This window comes from Nostoc sp., from assembly GCF_036917195.1.
Classification (GTDB): Bacteria; Cyanobacteriota; Cyanobacteriia; order Cyanobacteriales; family Nostocaceae; genus Nostoc.
Genome location: NZ_JBALDG010000095.1, coordinates 22,138 through 41,491, shown reverse-complemented (window position 1 = coordinate 41,491; position 19,354 = coordinate 22,138). Strand labels below are relative to the sequence as shown.

At 45.0% G+C, this 19,354-nt stretch carries 13 protein-coding genes; 11 read left to right on the top strand and 2 right to left on the bottom strand.

All coding sequences use genetic code 11. From position 1 onward, the window contains the following. Positions 1 to 84 precede the first annotated feature (84 nt). Entirely contained in the window at positions 85 to 2,616 is a 2,532-nt protein-coding gene (locus V7K40_RS32190) for a CHAT domain-containing protein (protein ID WP_334966942.1), read from the bottom strand. Between the two features lie 1,112 nt (positions 2,617 to 3,728). Between V7K40_RS32190 and V7K40_RS32185 the strand changes: the two genes are divergently transcribed. From V7K40_RS32185 to V7K40_RS32135, 11 genes are all read left to right on the top strand, one after another. After that, entirely contained in the window at positions 3,729 to 5,765 is a 2,037-nt protein-coding gene (locus V7K40_RS32185; RefSeq protein ID WP_334966941.1) for a PatA/PatG family cyanobactin maturation protease, read from the top strand. Positions 5,766 to 5,870: 105 nt separating this feature from the next. After that, entirely contained in the window at positions 5,871 to 6,098 is a 228-nt protein-coding gene (locus tag V7K40_RS32180) for a DUF5837 family cyanobactin class RiPP (protein ID WP_334966940.1), read from the top strand. Between the two features lie 160 nt (positions 6,099 to 6,258). Beyond that, positions 6,259 to 6,450: a hypothetical protein gene (locus tag V7K40_RS32175; protein ID WP_334966939.1), complete on the top strand. Its 192-nt coding sequence runs from the start codon at positions 6,259 to 6,261 to the stop codon at positions 6,448 to 6,450. Positions 6,451 to 6,467: 17 nt separating this feature from the next. After that, positions 6,468 to 6,686, top strand: a complete 219-nt coding sequence (locus V7K40_RS32170) for a DUF5837 family cyanobactin class RiPP (RefSeq protein ID WP_334966938.1) — start codon at positions 6,468 to 6,470, stop codon at positions 6,684 to 6,686. Positions 6,687 to 6,989: 303 nt separating this feature from the next. Continuing rightward, a complete protein-coding gene (locus tag V7K40_RS32165; protein WP_334966937.1) occupies positions 6,990 to 7,220 on the top strand; it encodes a cyanobactin biosynthesis system PatB/AcyB/McaB family protein in 231 nt (76 codons plus the stop codon). A 61-nt stretch (positions 7,221 to 7,281) separates the two neighbouring features. Then, the gene (locus V7K40_RS32160) at positions 7,282 to 8,220 is read left to right on the top strand and encodes a jacalin-like lectin (RefSeq protein ID WP_334966936.1); all 939 of its coding nucleotides are present in this window, start codon (positions 7,282 to 7,284) and stop codon (positions 8,218 to 8,220) included. A 68-nt stretch (positions 8,221 to 8,288) separates the two neighbouring features. Then, complete coding sequence (locus V7K40_RS32155; protein WP_334966935.1) at positions 8,289 to 10,208, top strand: LamG-like jellyroll fold domain-containing protein; 1,920 nt, start codon at positions 8,289 to 8,291, stop codon at positions 10,206 to 10,208. A gap of 171 nt (positions 10,209 to 10,379) precedes the next feature. After that, positions 10,380 to 11,243, top strand: coding sequence for a LynF/TruF/PatF family peptide O-prenyltransferase (locus V7K40_RS32150; RefSeq protein WP_334966934.1), 864 nt, complete (start codon positions 10,380 to 10,382; stop codon positions 11,241 to 11,243). A gap of 31 nt (positions 11,244 to 11,274) precedes the next feature. Continuing rightward, a complete protein-coding gene (locus tag V7K40_RS32145; RefSeq protein WP_334966933.1) occupies positions 11,275 to 13,551 on the top strand; it encodes a TOMM precursor leader peptide-binding protein in 2,277 nt (758 codons plus the stop codon). A 1-nt stretch (position 13,552) separates the two neighbouring features. After that, positions 13,553 to 14,962 (top strand): SagB family peptide dehydrogenase, encoded by a 1,410-nt coding sequence (locus V7K40_RS32140; RefSeq protein WP_334966932.1) that lies wholly within the window; start codon positions 13,553 to 13,555, stop codon positions 14,960 to 14,962. A gap of 52 nt (positions 14,963 to 15,014) precedes the next feature. Then, on the top strand, positions 15,015 to 17,375 hold the full coding sequence (locus V7K40_RS32135) for a PatA/PatG family cyanobactin maturation protease (protein ID WP_334966931.1): 2,361 nt from the start codon (positions 15,015 to 15,017) through the stop codon (positions 17,373 to 17,375). 685 nt (positions 17,376 to 18,060) lie between these two features. On the opposite strand, the gene V7K40_RS32130 is transcribed toward V7K40_RS32135, so the two are convergent. Next, entirely contained in the window at positions 18,061 to 19,266 is a 1,206-nt protein-coding gene (locus tag V7K40_RS32130; RefSeq protein ID WP_334966959.1) for a DUF4336 domain-containing protein, read from the bottom strand. Positions 19,267 to 19,354: the final 88 nt, after the last annotated feature.

Below are 19,354 nucleotides of genomic sequence, written 5' to 3'. Positions count from 1 at the left end.
GCACTCCTCTTCGTTTGAAAATGTCTTTAATGCAAGAATTTTGAATTTTGAATTGTTAAGTTTTCCTACCTCCTTCATCGTGAGTCAACGCCAATTTCCTACCAGTACAAACCCAGACCAATAATAAGGATGTTTGTATTGAGGAGAATTTAATAGAGATAGTTGTGCTTGACGCAGTGCTTCGGCTTTGCTGACGACCTTTTGGGTAAGCAGACGGTAAAATTCTGCTATCAAGTTAGCAGTTGATTTGTCTTGTACTGACCAGAGGGTTGCTAAAGTACTCCTAGCACCAGAACGCACGGCAATTCCTGCCAATCCTAAAGCTGCGCGGTTGTCGCCTTTAGCAGTTTGACAAGCGCTAAGAACTAGCAGTTCAATTGGTTGGTTTGGAGCATTTTTGCTCAATTTTGAAGATGCACCTTTTAACCATTTGTCTAAATCTTTAACATTAATCCGGCCTTCCCAAGTTAAAAGAAATGTGTCTTCGGCTTTGGAGCTAAATTCACCGTGGGTGGCAAGATGAATTACAGAAAAGGGAACTTCTTCTATTTGTTTTTGGACGTTGGCGCGAGTAAATTTTTCATTTAGTAGTATCTTTGCATGGACATAGTTTGTAATTTGTTTAATTTCTTGCTTGACACCAGGTAACTCAGCAAAACCTTGACGTGCTTCTGCTAAACCCGCAGTTAAGGCTTTAAACTGTTGGGGAGGAAGATATCGAGACTCTAATAGTTGTAAACCAGGAGTCAATGCTATGCTGTACTTCTGGATGATAAACTGTTGGCGATCGTGCAAAACTGCCATTGGTACACTGCGTAAAAAACCATCCAAGACAAACACTAAGGTTTTAATCTTCTGAAGTTCTATCTCTTTTTCGGCAGGACGCAACAACCAATCATATAATTTTTGGGCAGAAGGTAGTACTTCGTCAGGTAAAAAAGCAGGGTTTAAAGACTGACGCAGTTCATCAAAAACCTCTGATTCCTCTTTTGAGGAAAGGTTTGTTCCATAATGTTGCAAAGGTTGTCCAGGAAGAGAAACAACTACCTCCAAGCGACGTTCTAGCAAAATTGGGTAAATGACTGCGGCTTTTAAATCAATTTTATCGATGGGTTGAGGTTTATAAGTTAAGCAGGCTTCGCGGAAGAAGTTTTCTAACTCTGCTAATTGCAGTGCTTCAATTGTTTTACGGGATTTATCTAAGCGTTGTAGCTTGATAGTTTGGGGCAAGTTATCTACATTTTGCAAAAGTAATTGTACTAACTGCCGATACACTGGTTCAACTTCGTCGCGGAAAGAAAACTGCACGTCAGGATTCGTTTGTAGTAAATCTTGACGCAGAGATGTTAAGGAATTAACAGCTTGTTCATAAGCAGTGATTGCTTGCTCAATATTCCCCCTAGTTTTCTCGATTCGTCCTTGCTGCCAAAACCAATTGACAGCAATATCTTCTGCTTGCACTCCCTGTGCTAAAGTTAGTGCTGTTTGGGTGAGATTTAAGGCCTCTGAGAATTGCTGAGTTTGTTCGTAGAGATGTCCTAATTCTCCCAAAGCATAACTTTGCGCCTTTGCATCTGTTAATTCTCTGGCCTGTTTGACTGCTTTTGCCAAAAGTTGAGCAATGTCTTTTGTGTTTGATAATGACAGTTTCATCCAACTTGTAGCTAAATTAACTTGTGCATAAATTCCCCAACGACTAGCAGCAAGATTAGCAAGACGCACTTGAATTTGGGGTAATAATGCTAGTGCAGCTTGATTTTGCTCGGTTTTTATTAAAAGGCTGAGCTGGTTGAGAAGTGCTTCTAGTTGAGTACGAGCGCCACCACTATTACTTGCTTGTTGATAAAATTCTAAGGCGGCTTTAAAATCTTCCCTAGCTCTAGCAGTATTTCCTAATCTCAATAAGGTTTCGGCGATATCTGCGGTAGAATTTACAAGCTTGGCGATCGCTAAACTTTGCGATAATACTTGTTGCGATCGCTCTAAATTTCCCACGACTTGCAGAGTTACCCCCAAACTTTGTAATCCCCTGGCTTTTAGGAGATTATCAGGTAAAGTAGAAAGGTCTTGATTGATTTGTTCTAGTTGCCTTTGGGCGCGAGGATACTCTCCCAGCGTTTGCAATGCTTGGGCTTGGTTAATCTGCGATAGCACAATCCCTGTTACATCCTTGAGGGAACGATAGATTTCCTCAGCCTGCTGCCAAGTTTCTAAGGCTAATTCCGGTTGTCCAGTGTTAAATTGTAAACTTCCTTTGGTGTTAAGGACTTGGGCGTAAAGGAAGGAATCATCCACTGTTTTTAGGATATTCTCTGCTTGGGTGATTAGCGATCGCGCTGCTTCCCACTTGCCCAAATCTTGATAAACAATGGCTAAATAGTTGTAATTTAATGCTTGATAGTGCTGCTGTTTGCTTTGCTGAAATATCTGAGCTGCTTGTTCCCAAATTTGTGCAGCTTCTACTAACTTTCCGGCATCATAATGTTGTTTTCCTTGTTCGAGTAGGGTGACTGGTGATTGAGTTGGGTAAATAGAATCCTGAGCGGTGGCTGGTAAAAAAGTTGTTATTAAGAAAAAGATTAGTAGGGCTAAAATTAGGTGACGATAAATACGCATAAATAGTCATAATAATTTGCAATTTATAATTGCTAGGTTGTAGTTTTAGCGTTGATTAATTATATTAAGTCTGTCTAATAAGTATAGTTGGCTAATATTTACAAATAAAGGCAGAGGGCAGCTAGGTAAGAAGTACTAATAACAACTTCAGTAGACATCGCCTCAAGATTGAAGGCTAGAGCGCGCACAACGCTACTGAGCCGTACTTAAGAGCATGTTATTAACATCATAAAATTAGACGCCATGAAAGAGATGTACTTGGATTTCTATTTCAGTATATCATTTTTAGTGCATATAATTTGTTTTTAGTCAATTAATAATGTTAATAACATAGTTATTTGAAGAATTTTTATACAAATAATTTATGATTAGTCAATTAATAATATTAATAATCTAGTTTTCTCATTTCTCAAAGCTCATTATATTTTTGTTAAAAATTATTCCGTGTTCGGACTTAATACTGTAATTTAGAACCAGTGTTTCCCTTAATGTCTAAAAATTTGCTTCATCTGTTAGTAAGATAGAATTTAATAATTCAAAAACTTTTATATAGGGATAGTCACCCAAACTATCCCTATATAAAAGCCAGTTTCCCCATTGCTGCTGAGTATTACCACAAAAACATAGAATTGAATTATCAAAAAATCAGAGGAGAATAAATATTCAAAAAACTATTGTGGTCAAACGTTTAATCTATTTCTCGAACTAATTTGATAATTAATAAGGAGAACATCCTCATGGCTAATCAAATTGTCGTTAAATTTGGTGATATCTTTTATCTCAAACACGAGAATAGCTGCTCAATTGTCTATGGCGATCGCATTCGCATCATCAATGTTTCCTAGAGGAATCAAAGACTAGTTGATCCAAAGTATCAGGGTTATATAACTACCAAACTCTGGTAGGTTAGAGGCAAAGAGAAAAGAAAAAGAAACACTCCAAAATTGGTATTTCCAGCCATTGCTATGGACTACCCTGGAGTGTCTGGCTGGCTTTGAGTTGATTACCCCATAAATAGAAATATTGTAAACAAGTAGTTGTTAAAAGCACTTTGGTATGTGTGATTTATCAATTAAAAAAAAGTTGACAGCCCACGATCGCTCTCCTGAATAATGAATCTTTTAGCTCTTGAGCCACTATGGGCAAAAACGTCCGGTAGTCCACAAATTTGCATTGCTGTACTCGACGGACTGACTGATTTGAAGCATCCCTGTTTCCTGGGAGCAGACTTGACCGTGCTACCGACGCTAGTTACTGGGGAAGCAAATCCTGATGGCGGGATGTCTTTACATGGCACTCATGTTGCCAGCATCATTTTTGGTCAATCGGGTAGCCCTGTAAGGGGAATTGCCCCTGAATGTAAGGGATTGATCGTTCCAGTATTCACAGATGCAGGACGGCAGTTGTCTCAACTCGATTTAGCCAGAGCGATCGAGCAAGCCGTCAACGCTGGGGCGCACATTATCAACCTTAGCGGTGGGCAACTCACCGATGAAGGTGAGGCAGAAGGGTGGCTCAAACGAGCGGTGCAACAAGCTTTAGAAAAGAATGTGCTGATTATTGCGGCAGCAGGCAATGATGGCTGTGCTTGTTTGCACGTTCCGGCAGCATTGCCCAATGTATTAGCGGTTGGGGCAATGGACGACGAAGGTAAGCCGATCGCCTTTAGTAACTGGGGCGAAACTTACCAAGCTCAAGGCATTTTGGCACCAGGCGAAAATATCTTAGGGGCAAAACCTGGAGGCGGAACAACTCGGTTGAGTGGAACTAGTTTTGCTACACCGATCACCACGGGAGTAGCAGCACTGCTATTAAGTTTACAAATTCAACGGGGCGAAACACCCGATCCGCAAAAAGTCAGGGCGGCAATCTTAAATAGTGCTTTGCCCTGTACGCCTGCTGATACAACCGATGCAAGTCGTTGTTTGGTTGGCAAACTCAATATCTCTGGAACTCTTGAATATCTGTTTGGAGGAACTGTGTCAGATACTTTGTCAGCGGTTGCTGCTTCTGGCTGCGGCTGTGGAGGGACGCAACAAAGCCAGGTCGAATCATCCGATCGCCCTGTTGATGACGATTTAATCGATGTTGCATCCCTTATGCAGACGGTTACAGCCGTGGAACCTGCCACAGCCCTTGCCGTTGCAGTTGTAAACCAGTCTCAATCGGCTGCAAGTTCAATCGCTCCCTCAAGCCCCGTCTCCTCAATCCCCCCATCCACTCACTCAAGGACTCAACAAGTACCCACTATGACTCAATCTACCTCGAACTTTGTCACTGCTAGTCAAGCTCCCAGCGAAATTGCTGAGAGTCAACTTGTGTATGCTTTGGGGACGCTTGGCTATGACTTTGGCTCTGAAGCAAGGCGAGATTCTTTTAAACAATTGATGCCTGCCTACAACATTAATGGGATCGTGGTTCCAGCGAACCCTTATGATGCAAGGCAGATGGTGGATTACTTGGCGGTAAGTCCTTCAGAATCGCGATCGCTAATTTGGACATTAAACATCGAGTTGACGCCAATTTATGCGATCGAACCCCAAGGAGCGTTTGCGCGAGACACCTACGCCGTTTTGCAAGAGCTATTAGCAGGGCAAATTCAGGCGGAAAGCAGCGAAGAATATGTAGAGCGGGTGAGTATTCCGGGAATTTTGACTGGGCGCACCGTCAAGCTATTTTCTGGGCAGACTGTACCTCTGCTAGCACCGCAAAACCCACGAGGAATGTATGGCTGGAAGATAAATACACTTGTATCCGCTGCCATCCAGACAGTGCAAACTACCGTCGGAGATGCCCAAGAAGACCCGATTCGGCGCACCTTGAGTAGTTTCCTCAACCGGATTTACTACGATTTACGAAATCTCGGCACCACGTCTCAAGATCGGGCGCTCAACTTTGCAGCGACGAATGCGTTCCAGGCGGCTTCCACATTTGCCGAAGCGGTAGCAACCGGCATGGAACTCGACAGCATTACGGTAGAGAAAAGTCCCTTCTGTCGGGTGGATAGCGATTGTTGGGATGTGAAGTTAAAATTCTTCGACCCGGAAAACAGTCGCCGTGCCAAAAAGGTGTTCCGGTTCACGATTGATGTCAGCGATTTGATTCCAGTGACGCTGGGCGACGTGAGAACTTGGTCTACGCCATATTAGAGAGCAAACAGCAAACAGTCTTCTTTGACTTTAGAAGCGGTCAGACCTACCGACTGAGCAACAGCTCGACAACGGGACACCAACCACAAAACGGAGAATCAACTCATGGACAAGAAAAACCTGATGCCACAAGCCGCCCAGCCCGTCAACCGGATTGGAACCGGACAAGTAGATCCAGAACTGGCAGAACTGTCGGAAGAAGCTTTGCAACTGCATGGTGATGAGGCTTCTAGTGCATCCGTACTAGCCTCGTTTCAGACGGAAACTCCTGGTACTGTTCTTGGTTACAGAGTGTGTTTGAGGGTCTGTTCTTATGATGGTGATGAGGAGTAGGGCTTATATTTTACCTGTGCTTTTATAAAGGAGAAGACGTGGAGTAAGTTACCCTCAAAACTACTTCTTTCCCCGTCTATGAGCCTGGTTCGAGCGGATTGAATCACCAAGCTTTTAGCCGCACGACGATCGCGAGACAGGGAGACGGAAAGATGGGGAAATGATTAAGGACTCACTTGGTTTTTCTGCTTCTGGTGATGGTGCGATCGCTCCCTACTGTGACACTTTTTTATCGTCCCGCTTACCTCGTCACCCTGTCTTTCCGTCTTTGCACAATCTTCTTTTCCACACAAAGCGGTTAGACCCACCGACTGAGCCTGCGGCTCGACAACGGGACATCAACCAACGATAAAAATGGAGAAAATTCTCATGGACAAGCAAAACCTAATGCCTACTGCCGCACAACCCGTCAACCGGATCGCCACTGGACAACTGCCAAGGGAACTGGCAGAACTATCAGAAGAAGCCCTCTCCCAACAGGGGGGTGCTGGTAGTGTAAGTATTGCATCCGTACTACCAAGTGGAACTGATTTGATTTGTGCTTGTGCTTGTTCTTACGGAGACGATGACGGAGACGACGCAGAATAGTTTCCCACTCTACTCCGGAGTCAATTTCTTCTCAAATCTCCCAATATCCCGTTTAGGAGCCTGGTTCGCCCGGATGAATTGGTTTACTATTGCCCTCACCTCGGCGCTTTGCGATACCTGGCTCCGTTGAATCACCCCTCCCCAACCCTCCCCGATGTATTGGGGAGGGGCAAGATTTCAAGTTTCCCCCCTTTATAAGGGGGGATTAAGGGGGGTCTATTCGACTTATACAATCTATATCCACGCAACATTTTGAATTGTCCAAGCTTAAACACACCCCAATTCACTTAAAAAAACCCAATTATGAAACTTCCTAAACAATCTCCCCCCATCAAACGTACCGATTTAATCCAGCCACATGAAGCCGTTGATGTGGTTCACGGCAGCGTCGAAGAGTTGGTTAATATTCGGATAAAATTGCTGCACGGCGCAAACTTCAACGATCCGGCAGCCTTTGAGAACCGCAGCTATAACCAACTAAAAACTTCTGGCTATGGTTGTTTTCACTCTTTCGCTGGCATGGCGTTTCTCTAATTTCTCTTGACACCATTTCACAAAATTCTCGATCCAAATTACTTTTCTTGGGAAAAACATTATGGCTGATAATACCGTTAAATTTGGTGACACCTTTTATCTCAAGCACTCAACAGATCAATATATAGTTGCTGTTGGTCGTGGGACATACAACTGGCCACAGTTAGGAGACACGACGGGAAAAGTGACGCTTCAACTTGTAGGTAACGAAGGTCAGGTGGTGGAATCGCAAAGTCGCATCAAAATCAAAACGACAGAAACTTTAAAAGATAATAATGATATTTTGGGGGCTTTTGCCGATAGCCACGATTGCTACTATTCGGCAGATGGCTGGAGTGAAGATAAACAGAGCTGGGTAATTACCAAAGTTTCTGGTGAGGGTTCAATAAGCTATGGCGATCGGGTTTACCTCACCAACTGTTCCTACACTAATCAAAATCTATGTGCTGATACCAATTATCCTGGCTTCATCACCACAGCAGAGAACATTAAAGATTGGTGGATTTTAGAAAGCAATGCCCCTGTAATTACACAAGTTGGCCCAGTAGGCAGTTCAACCTCCGGTACCGATTTTTCAACTCTACCCGAAAATACAACCGCAACTAAGATTAAAAGTATTAACGTGAGTACGAATTGGGCAGTGGACAAGATTCAAGTCGAGTACGAAAACTCTACAACGAATCCTCCTGAAGCAGTAGGCGAGGCAGCCAATCTCAGCACATTTGCTTTAGCCGCAGGAGACTATCTCACTTCTGTTTCCGGAACCTGGGGATCGCAAAGTTCTGGCTTTCCTAAAGAAGATATTATCACCATTCAATTTCATACCCATCAAGGCGCTCAATCTGATGTGTATGGCGGAAAAAATTCTCAAAAGCAGGTAGAAGAATTTACACTGGCTGCGCCTGAAGGTTCTGAAATTATTGGTTTCTTTGGCACTTATGGTAGCGCTCGAAATGTTCTGGCGCGATTGGGAATTTACACTCGACCGATCCAATCTTAACCTCGCCGACTTCCTCAACTTTCTCTGCTCAAAAAACTCATCTCCACCAACTAGTTTGGAGAAAAACTATGGCTGAAAATACTGTTAAATTTGGTGACTCCTTTTATCTCAAGCACGCAACAAATCAATACATAGTTGCTGTTAATCGCGGGACATACAACTGGCCACAATTAGGAAACACAGGAAAAGTAACGCTTCAACTTGTAGGTAACTCCGAAGGTGAGGTGGTGAGAGCGCAAAATCGCATCAAAATCAAAACGACAGAATCAACAACGGGTAATAATGACATTTTAGGGGCTTTTTCTAATAACCACAATTGCTACTATTGGCAAGATGGCTACGATGAAAATAAACAGAGTTGGATAATTACCAAAGTTTCTGGTAAGGGAGGTGCAATTCGCTATGATGATCGGGTTTACCTCACCAACTCTTCCTATACTAATCAAAAACTGTGTGCTGATACTAGCTCTGTTGGCTACATCACAACTTCGGAAAATACTAAAGATTGGTGGATTTTAGAAAGCGCTGTATCTGTGTCTTCCCCGGCTCAAGAAAGCTCATCTCCACCGACTGCAACCGAAATACCGAGCCAACCTGCAAGCGCCCCCCCCAATGTCGCACCCAGTCCGGCTGCATCAACCCAACCATCGAATGCCGCGATCGCTCCAAGCGTAATCAGTAGCACTTACCAACAAAGTTGTAGTGACATCTCTATTCAGGGAAATGTCTTATCAGCCACTTGCACAAAAAGTGATGGTTCACTCAACAACACCTCAATCGTTTTAAAAGGAATTGAAAATATTGATGGAGAATTAAAACTAACTGACCCGAACAAACCGAGTAGTTATCAAGAAACTTGCACTGAAATCTTTATTCAGGGAAATGTTCTATCAGCCACTTGCAAGAAGGCGGATGGTTCACCGAACAAAACCTCAATCGTCTTGGATGGAATTGAAAATATTGATGGAAATTTAACATATACAGGTACAACCGAACAACTTGGAGAACTAGGTGAAACTGCAACCGCCTCGCCAAATATTTCACCCAGTCCCTCCCCAGTGTCACCTGAACAGTTTAGACCAATCGAACAATCTGGAACCTTACCAGAACCAGCTTCCGCACCACCGAATGTTGCTCCCAGTCCAACTCAATCCTCTGTAGAATCGAATCCACCTGTAACGCCAGCCCCTATAATCGCTCCACCTATTCCCCCGGTTAGATTGCAGGGTAGCCAGAACGTGTTGGTACTTGATGACAAACATCAGGGGATCTCTGCTGGTGGCGGAGCGCTAAGACCGCAAGGAAACTTCACAATCGAAGTTTGGGTGTATCCTGCCACAAATGCCGGCAAGCAGGTGATTTTTGCCGATGGAGAAACCCTGTTTTATCTCGAAGGTGGCGAACTGAAGTTTCAGACTCCCCTCTCTAGTGAAGCGATCGCTTCCGTGGGTGCTGGCATCACATCTGGAAGCTGGTATCATGTTGCAGTGGTACGGGCGGGGAGTCGTCCTGGAGATACGAAGCTATACATTAACGGGGTACACAACGACAATCAAAAGGCAATTTCCCCAGTTTTGTCATTTGGCAATACCTATTTAGGTGGACAACCAAATGTGGCAGATTCCCGCTTTCAGGGCAAACTGCTGGAAGTGCGGGTGTGGCGGTATGCGCGATCGCAAGCAGAGATTGAAGCCAATCAGATGTACCCCCTGACAGGGAGAGAACTGGGCTTGGTGCGCTATTGGTCTTTGAATCAAACAGTAGGGTCAACCCTGGAAGATAAAACAACCAATCGAGCAGTGGGAACACTTAGCGGTAATCCCGTCTGGGAGGAAGCAGAAATTCCTCTGAAGCTGAAGCTCGATCCCCAAGAACGGCTGACGCGCTCAACTGGATTGGAAGATTACGGCTACTGGTTTAAGGAGATGGCAAAACAACAAAAAACAGAGGCAGATCCTCCCTTCCGGCGGGGGCGGATTTGGAGATAAGATTAAGCGATCGCCCCTCTCAATATACCTACACCAAGGGCGATCGCACTTACAGCTTTCTATAACAATGCCCTCAAATCTCTCTACACCCTTATACCCAGCAGTTTTCCAGGCTATTGCATGTTGAGTGCCCGCTCCCGATTCCAAGCTGGAAATAGACGATTGCAGAAAATGAAAATATTAGCTAAAAAATCACCTTTCATTGCTGCCCATGAGCAAGCATTTGAGATTGAAAATATTTATGCTCTTGATATCTTCAAATCATTTGTAGAAACAGTAGAAAATATTGCAGACGGTTGTTCGCTAGAAGCTTCCTGCAAAGTTGAAGTAGATCGAATTTATCCAGCTAGATTTTTTGTGGAGTTTAATCTCAAAACTACAGAACAGCTACAAATCGTAATTGATTTCTTCAATCAAATCAATACAAGAATTGGTGTCAAAGTTAATTACTCTTTGATTGACAAATTCTTCGGTGGCGACTTTGATTTTAGCAGACTTAAGGAATTCCTGGTCGGTGTGGATCTTCGTAGAGAATTAACTGAGTCTTCAGTAGACCTTGCCCTAACTATCGAAAATTACCCAGAAAAGCAAGAACTAGCAATTGCCCTGAATGGAAAAGATTTAGAAGCAGATGTACAAATGCTGCTTGTTAATAACTTATTGCATATTGGATTTGATTGTGGATTTAATGGTAGGAGCAATATTGAGCTTTATCCATACATAAAAAAGCAAGATTGGCAACAAGTTGATATACAGCAGCAATTAAGACAAGTTCTGTCACCAGCAGTTCTGCAACATTTCCCCATTTGTAAGAGAGTTAGTGTAGGACTTTCTCAAGCCAATTCAGAAAGGAAAATTTATTACTATTTAGAAAATATTAATGACTTCTTGAGTTACTTTCCTGTAAACGATATTGCCCGGAGAGTTCACGCCTACTACCAGCAGCAACCTGTCGAAGAAATGGCAGTTGCCTTATTAGAAAGTGAATTGGAAGCTGAAACAATTCAAAAGATAAATTTGTACTACATAATCTAATCTACAAACAAGGTAATATGCTTCTACAGATATGAAAATTCCTCAGATTAAACCTCACTTTCGGGTTGAGATTGTTGAACCCAAAAACGTCTATTTACTTAGCGAATATGCCACCCACGCACTAACGGGTGGCCTCTATTGCCAGATTCTTCCGCTTCTGAATGGTCAGCACACACTAGAAGAGATTATCCAGAAGCTAGATGGGCAGGTCGCACCAGACCACATCCACTACGTCCTCGATCGCTTGCATGAAAAAGGCTACCTCACCGATGCCGCTCACAGCCTCAATCCTCAAGCTGCCGCATTTTGGAGCTTGCTAGGTGTAAAGCCACAAGTAGTGAGCGATCGCCTACCCCACACCCAAGTTTTTGTCACAGCCGTCGGTGGCGTGGATGCACAACCTTTAATTGAAGCGTTGCAGGCAATTCAGATTCCCGTGCAGCCAGGGCAGCCAGATGAGCTAACATCCAAGGTGAATTCCTTGTGGGTAGTTCTCACTGATGACTATCAACAGCCACAACTGAGCCAGATTAATAAAACAGCCCTGCAAACTCAGCAACCCTGGCTGCTGGTTAAGCCGATTGGCGGGATACTGTGGTTCGGTTCTATCTTTACTCCGGGAGAAACAGGCTGTTGGGAATGTCTCGCGCATCGACTCAACGGCAACCGGGAAGTGGAAGCATCGGTTTTACGGCAAAAGGAGCAGGGGATGGGGTGTTTACCAACTGCTTTTGCTATGTTGCCTTCGACAGTCCAAGCGGCGATCGCACTTACGACCACCGAAGTTGCTAAATGGCTAGTAAAGCAGGTTGTCCCAGAATCGAAAATTCCGACGTTAGCCGGGAAACTGATTACGCTCGATCAGACGAACTTTACCCTAAAAACGCACACGCTGACTCAGCGTCCTCAATGTCCCGCCTGTGGTAACCCCAATTTAGTGAGTCAACAGGTTAACAGTGCGATCGCTCTTACTAGCCGCAAAAAGCTCTTTACCGAGGATGGCGGACATCGCGTCTTTACCCCAGAACAAATCTTGCAACGCTACGAGCATTTAATCAGCCCAATTACCGGAGTCGTTAGCGCCCTTGTGCGCGTGTCCGACCCCAATAACCCCCTGATCCATACCTACAGCGCTACCCATGCCTTGGGTTCCTCCTCAAACCTCAATCGGTTGCGAAAATCTCTCCGGCACAAAAGTGGCGGTAAGGGCAAAACCGATCACCAATCCCAAGCAAGCGGTTTTTGTGAGGCAATAGAACGCTATTCTGGCATCTACCAAGGGGATGAACCGCAAATTAATTCTCAGTTTCCTAAGTTGGGCAACGCCATTCATCCGGCTGAGTGTTTGCTGTATAGTGATACTCAATATCAAAATCGGGAGGAGTTAAATCAAAAGGTGATCGTCGATCACGATTGGATTCCGCAACTTTTTGATGAGACTCAAGCTGTTGACTGGACTCCTGTTTGGTCAATGACCGAGCAAACGCATAAATACCTCCCCACTGCCTTTTGCTACTACAATTACCGATTGCCCAAAACCCATCGCTTTTGTTGTGCCGATTCCAACGGCAGCGCCGCCGGAGGAACGCTAGAAGATGCCATTCTGCAAGGATTTTTAGAACTGGTGGAGCGCGATAGCGTCGCCATCTGGTGGTATAATCGTCTATCGCGCCCAGCTGTAGACCTAGCCAGCTTCAACGATTCCTATCTATTAGAGTTACAAGATTGGTATCGTAGCCAGCAACGACAATTATGGGTACTCGATTTAACCACCGACTTAAACATTCCCGCCTTTGTCGCCCTCTCTCGTAATATAGGTGAAAGTGAAGAACGAATTATTGCCGGATACGGAGCGCATTTCGACCCAAAAATTGCGATTTCACGAGCCGTCACTGAGGTGAATCAAATTGGTTTTGCTGTAGACCAGCTAGATTATTCCACTACGCTAGACTCAGCCCTGAGCCACTGGTTTACCCAGGCAACCTTAGCTAATCAGCCTTATCTGGCTCCCTGTAGACAAACACTGCCTAAACAATACACTGATTACCCGCAGCAGTGGAGCGATGATATTGGGCAAGATGTATTAACTTGTGTCGAAGTCGCTAGACGTGCTGGGTTGGAGATGCTGGTGCTGAACCAAACCCGCCCTGATATTGGCTTACCCGTCGTCAAAGTCATTGTACCCGGTTTACGTCACTTCTGGTCACGATTTGGGGCGGGACGGTTGTACAATGTACCCACAAAGCTGGGGTGGCGCTCTGCTCCCTTAACCGAAGACCAGATGAACCCGATGCCAATGGTGTTTTGAAATGTCTGATTCCTTCACCCTGTCTTTCCGGCCCGACATCTCCCTGACCCTAGAAGGCGATCGGCTAACGCTACAATCCACGTCCGAAAGTCTCACCTTGGAGCATCCCAAGCCCGGTTTGCAATCAGCACTAGAACACCTGTTGCATTCTGCCCTGACGATCGCCCAGCTAACTGCCTTGGTTGTAGAAGCTGATGGAGTCGAATCTGGCTTAAGCTTTGAGGCAGAATTGCAAAAGCTGATTTACCTCGGCTGGATAAGTCATTCAGTTTTACCCTTAGCAACTGCCATCCCGATCGCTGAAAATTATCAATTAATTTCTCCTGTTTTTGATTGGCAACAGCAGCCTGTAACTCTGTCTCGCTTTGCCTTCTTGCATCAAGAGAACCAACACTTTGTTTTAGAATCTCCCCTCTCCAAAGCAAAAATTATTCTCCTAGATTGGCGAGCTAGCGCCTTGATTGCGAAACTGGCTCAATTCGATTCGCCATTTAGATTAGAAAATTTGCTGGAAACGCTGATTGATGCAGAGATAGGGCAATCGTTCTTGGAGTTGCTGATTGCAACCCAGATGATCCTGCTAGAACCAGAAACTAAAGCGTTAGCTCAATGGCAATTTCATAATCTTCTGTTTCATCGCCAAACTCGCTCAGAGCGATTAGACGATCTGCGGAAATCGAAACTTCCTCGCTTTGAGGATCATCAGCGATCAGGAGTTGTAAAATCACCGATGAGCGAGCAAGTGATTCCCTTAGAGAAACCAGATTTGGCAATTTTAGCGCAAACAGATTGTTCGTTGACGCAGGCGATCGAGGCCAGGCAATCGATTCGAGAATATGATCACCAGCCAATAACCCTTAATCAGTTGGGAGAGTTTCTCTATCGTTGTGCCAGGGTGAAAGAGGTTTACAACCTTGAGGACGATCCTATGAACATGGGAGAATTCACTAAACGTCCCTATCCCTGCGGGGGTGGCTTATATGAACTGGAGATTTATCCAGTCATCAATCGCTGTCAGGGATTAAATTCTGGATTATACCACTATCAACCATTGTCTCACACGTTGCACCTGATTGTAGACAAGCACGAGGTTGAAGTTTTAATTTACGATGCTTGGAAAGCAACTGGACAACAGGATATCCCCCAAGTGCTTTTCATTGTCACAGCCCGATTTGGGCGATTGTTCTGGAAGTATTATGCCATTGGTTACGGTTTGATTTTGAAACACATCGGGGTGCTGTATCAAACTTTCTATCTGGTTGCAACTGCGATGAAGTTAGCTCCCAGTGCGATTGGTGGGGGGAATTCGGAACAGTTCGGCCTCATCGCCAACCTCAACGAGTACGAAGAGGCTTCTGTGGGAGAGTTTAGTCTCGGTTCGCTCAAGCAAACAAACGAGAATCCCTCCTAGAAGTTTCAGCGATTGAGCCATTTTATGACATTTTATTTAATCGATTACTTCTATGCCTGACCTTAATACTATTCCTGGTTTTGCTGCCTTGCAAGCTCTTACCCTCGGTGATTCTCGGATCAAAATTGCCGTCCTTGATGGTCCTGCGGATCTGGATCGCGCTTGCTTTCGCGGTGCTAATATAAGTCGTATTAAGCCCTACTGGCAAAGTGACATAGAGGCGATCGATCCAATCCACATCCAACAGGAACTCAAAATTAAGGCGTTGCAGGATCGGAAGAAAGCCCTCAAGAAAGCCAACAAAGAGCAGTCAAGTCAAAATACAGATCCGGCAATATCATCCGATGACAACGTTGAGTCGATCGCTCAACCCATGACTCAGGTTACAGCGTTGAATAATGGGCAATGGCACGGCAAAGCTACTACTGTTTTCAATGCATTGTTAGAAAGCACAGATACACCACTACTGGAACAATTTCGCCAGTTAAGTGCCTCCAAGCCGGAAAAAATACTAAAACCAGAAATTCCCTCAAATACTAACTATACCGCCGCAATTGAAGCATTAGAGGCAGAGATTAAAGCGCTAGAAGACACAATTCCCGAACCAGTGCGAGAGCGTCTGACTGGCGTCTTCCATGCGACCGGCATTTTTGGCACGATGTTTGGACAACCCGGTTCCCCCGTTGAGGGAGTGGCTCCCTACTGTACCGCGATTAATATCCCCTTATTTGAAACCGCAACTGCCGATGAAGCACTCTCTCCGCTCAACCTAGCTCACGCATTTAACCTGGCATTTAAACTGGGCGTAAATATTATCCACTGTGCTGCCTGTCATCCTACCCAAACCGGATTTGCCCACGAAATGATCCAGAAAGCGGTGAAACAATGTCAGGACAATAACATTCTGATTGTCGCACCCAGTGGTAATAATAAAGGCGAATGCTTTTGTGCCCCTGCGATTCTACCCAACGTTTTAGCAGTAGGCATGATGAAAGACGATGGGCAACCTGCAAACTACAGTAATTGGGGTGGGCAGTATCAGCAACAGGGCATTCTGGCACCCGGCGAAAACATTGTGGCGGCACAACCTGGCACCAATGAACCCGCTCGTCAAGAAGGCACCAGTTTATCTGCTCCTTTAATGACAGGTATCTCTGCTCTCTTGATGAGCCTGCAATTGCAACGCGGCGAACAACCCAATGCTGAAGCCGTGCGGACAGCTTTGCTCAACAGTGCTATTCCCTGCGATCCCAACGAAGTTGAAGAACCGGAACGCTGTTTAGCCGGTAAATTAAATATTCCGGGGGCTTATCAGTTACTGACGGGGCAAACCTTATCTAGCGTTCAAGCGATCGCTGCTGTCCATCCACAAATCATTTTGCCAGCCACCAGCAACTTTTTACCAAGTAGTTCCGAATCTGCGCTGACAGACTTTTCTCAACCCGAGAGCGAGATTCACAGTTCTACACCCATTCAACTCATTACCGCCTCAGCCACACTTGCAGATATTCCCCTTGCTCCCCCTGCCTCCCCTGCTTTTCTTACTCCCTCCACCATCACCCCCAGCGCCGTCTCCAACAAAGTCTACGCCCTCGGCTCCCTCGGCTACGATTTCGGCACCGAAGCGCGCCGCGACACCTTTAAACAACGGATGCCTGCGGTCAGCATCAATGGGGTATTAGTTCCTTCTAATCCCTACGATGCCCGCCAGATGGTTAATTACCTGGAGTTAAGCCCTGCCGAAGGTAAATCTCTTATCTGGACGTTGAATCAGGAACTCACCCCCATTTACGCGCTAGAACCCCAAAAGGCTTTTGCCAGTGAAATCTATGCCGTCTTTGCGATGATGTTGGCTGGACAAATTCAGCCTGAATCTAGCGATGATTATATCGAGCGAGTCAGCATTCCCGGCAGTCTTACTGATCGCACAGTCGAACTGTTTTCCGGTCAAGTTGTTCCTGTGCTTACACTGCCAAACGTTCGAGGGATGTACGGCTGGCAAGTCAACTCCCTTGTGGAAGCAGCCGTTGCAACCGTCAGCAGTGAAACAAGCGTTCCTAACAACGCGAGAATGCAGCGTTCTCTCAAGAGTTTCTTGCATCGCATTTACTACGACCTTCGCAACTTAGGACAGCTAGACCGCGATCGCGCCCTCAATTTTGCTGCCACCAATGCCTTTCAAGCCGCCTCTACCTTTGAGTTAGCAATTGTTAGCGGCATGGGACTAGAGAGCATCGAAGTTGAAAAAAGCCCCTTCTGTCGCTTGAATAGCAATTGCTGGGATGTGAAGCTGAGGTTTTTCGACTCAGAGAACAGCAGTCGCGCCAAAAAGGTCTATCGATTCACTATTGACGTTGCCAATATTATGCCAGTCACGCTGGGCCAAGTGCGATCATGGTCAGTGCCACGTTAGCTCGACAAAATCCTTTTTTTCTGATGCGATACCCTTTGGCCTTAGTGATACAGAAAAGTCCTGGAGAGTTGATATATGGTGAATATCACTGTAATACAAGAGTGACAGAGTGGGGGACGACATGGGATGCTCAGGTTTCTACACAAAAAGTCATCCGATATGTCAATCCCTCACCTTTATCGTCAACTGCAAACTCGAACTAAGTCAATGGATTTGTCCGCAAGACCAACGCCATCTGCAAGACAAACAGTATAATCTATGATTAAAGTCCGATTAGATACTAACTAGACATTCAGTACAAGAAAAGATTATGCCAAAACCCTACAGTTACGACTTCTGCTCATATTTCTGTTAAACATAAAGATAATTTAGCACCTCTAATTGGTCGTGCGATCGCCAATACACAAGTTTACATATTAGATCAATATTTACAACTTCCCCTTCACCTAAAACAGTGCAAAAAGGGGCTTGATTTCTCCTCCTTACATTTTATTGCATTGATTGTTCTCAACTCAGCTTCCCTGAGTCATTTTCTGTTTCTTAGTCTAAAGTCCAGAAAGATATCTAATTGAGTTCAAGAGTGATAATCATCGGGTGATGACATCTCATGTACTGGGTTCTCGACGAGCAGTGGCATCAGTTTATGACCGTAAACTATCGACAGAAGCAGTAGTAAAATACTAGATTACACCTTCTCTTTTGCTGACGTTGCGATACCGCGCTTAACTAGACTCGCTTCAAGTTCCTTAATAAATCTTAAGTCTTCCTCCAATAAAGGCTGGCTTTCGCTAGAAGAAAAGTCCTTAGTTACAGAAGGATTTTTCTCAAGGAAAGCAAACGCTTGCCGAAATTGACACGGATTTGCCAAAATTAGCGAGTCAAAGTGACAGGGAATAATCTGCTGAAAATCCCAACTTGCAACTGTATCAGCCCAGTTGAGAACTTGTCTTGGTGCTTGAGGAAAAATCAGGATTTGCAAAATCGGTGCGACAAATGGTCGCCCCTGACCTCGTAAAGCATCGAATGCCTGCTTCCAAGTTTCTTGCCAACGAAAAGGAAATAAACCAAAGTATGTTTTTAGGGTTCGCTGTGGTGCTTTGAGAGCATCACGAAACATCTGTCCGATTGCAGTAATTTCTAGCGCATTTGGACGGAAGTAAAGCGCAAACAATGAAATGCGTTGCCATCCCTTGCGACGGTTGTCTTCATTGTCCTCGATCGCCTCCAAAGCATTGTCCCTTGCATGAAACAGTAAGGGATAAGGATCTAATTGTCCAATTTCTGGTGGGTCAACTGGAACAGAAAGTATAGAATCAGTTACAAGTAAAGTGCGCGATCGCTTGTGAAATACTGCAACTTCTGCAAAAGATCCTCGTCCCAAATTGATGTCCAATATTGCATAGTCAAACTCTAGAGCGAAAGGAGCAAGGCTTGAGTCGTGTGGGAGTTCTTGAGTTCGTTTTTGGGGAAAGCCTAGCCAACTAAGCGGTAGGTTAAAGGGGAAACTCCACTGGTGCGGGGCAATAAAGACTTGTGCTTGAGGAAAGCGGCGAGAAAAGGGGCCAACAAAGACTTTATGCTCCAGACCAGAACTGGTTGGCAGGATGATGTACTTAACTTCACCATGCTTTGCTACCAACTCATTAACTAAGCGGACACACTCAGTTGTTGGAGCAACGGGTGCATAGACCAGAAGACCTCCGGCAGCAAGTTTGACGATGGTCATACGAATCGGCACGATGGCATAGAGAATGCCGTGAAGCTGATCGAATGTCCAAATAGTGTCAAAAACTATTTCCTTGCGAAGTGTGCGCCGCCTGCCGTAGGGGTAGAGTGGGACAGCAGGCCAGAATGGCCATGACCAATCTTTTGAGTGGCTCAGAGGATACATCCCTTGCTCTTGTTGTTCTACCTTCGACTTAGATCCAAGTGAGTTCATCGTCGTTCCATTGTCCTGCCTGATAATCACTTATTACTAA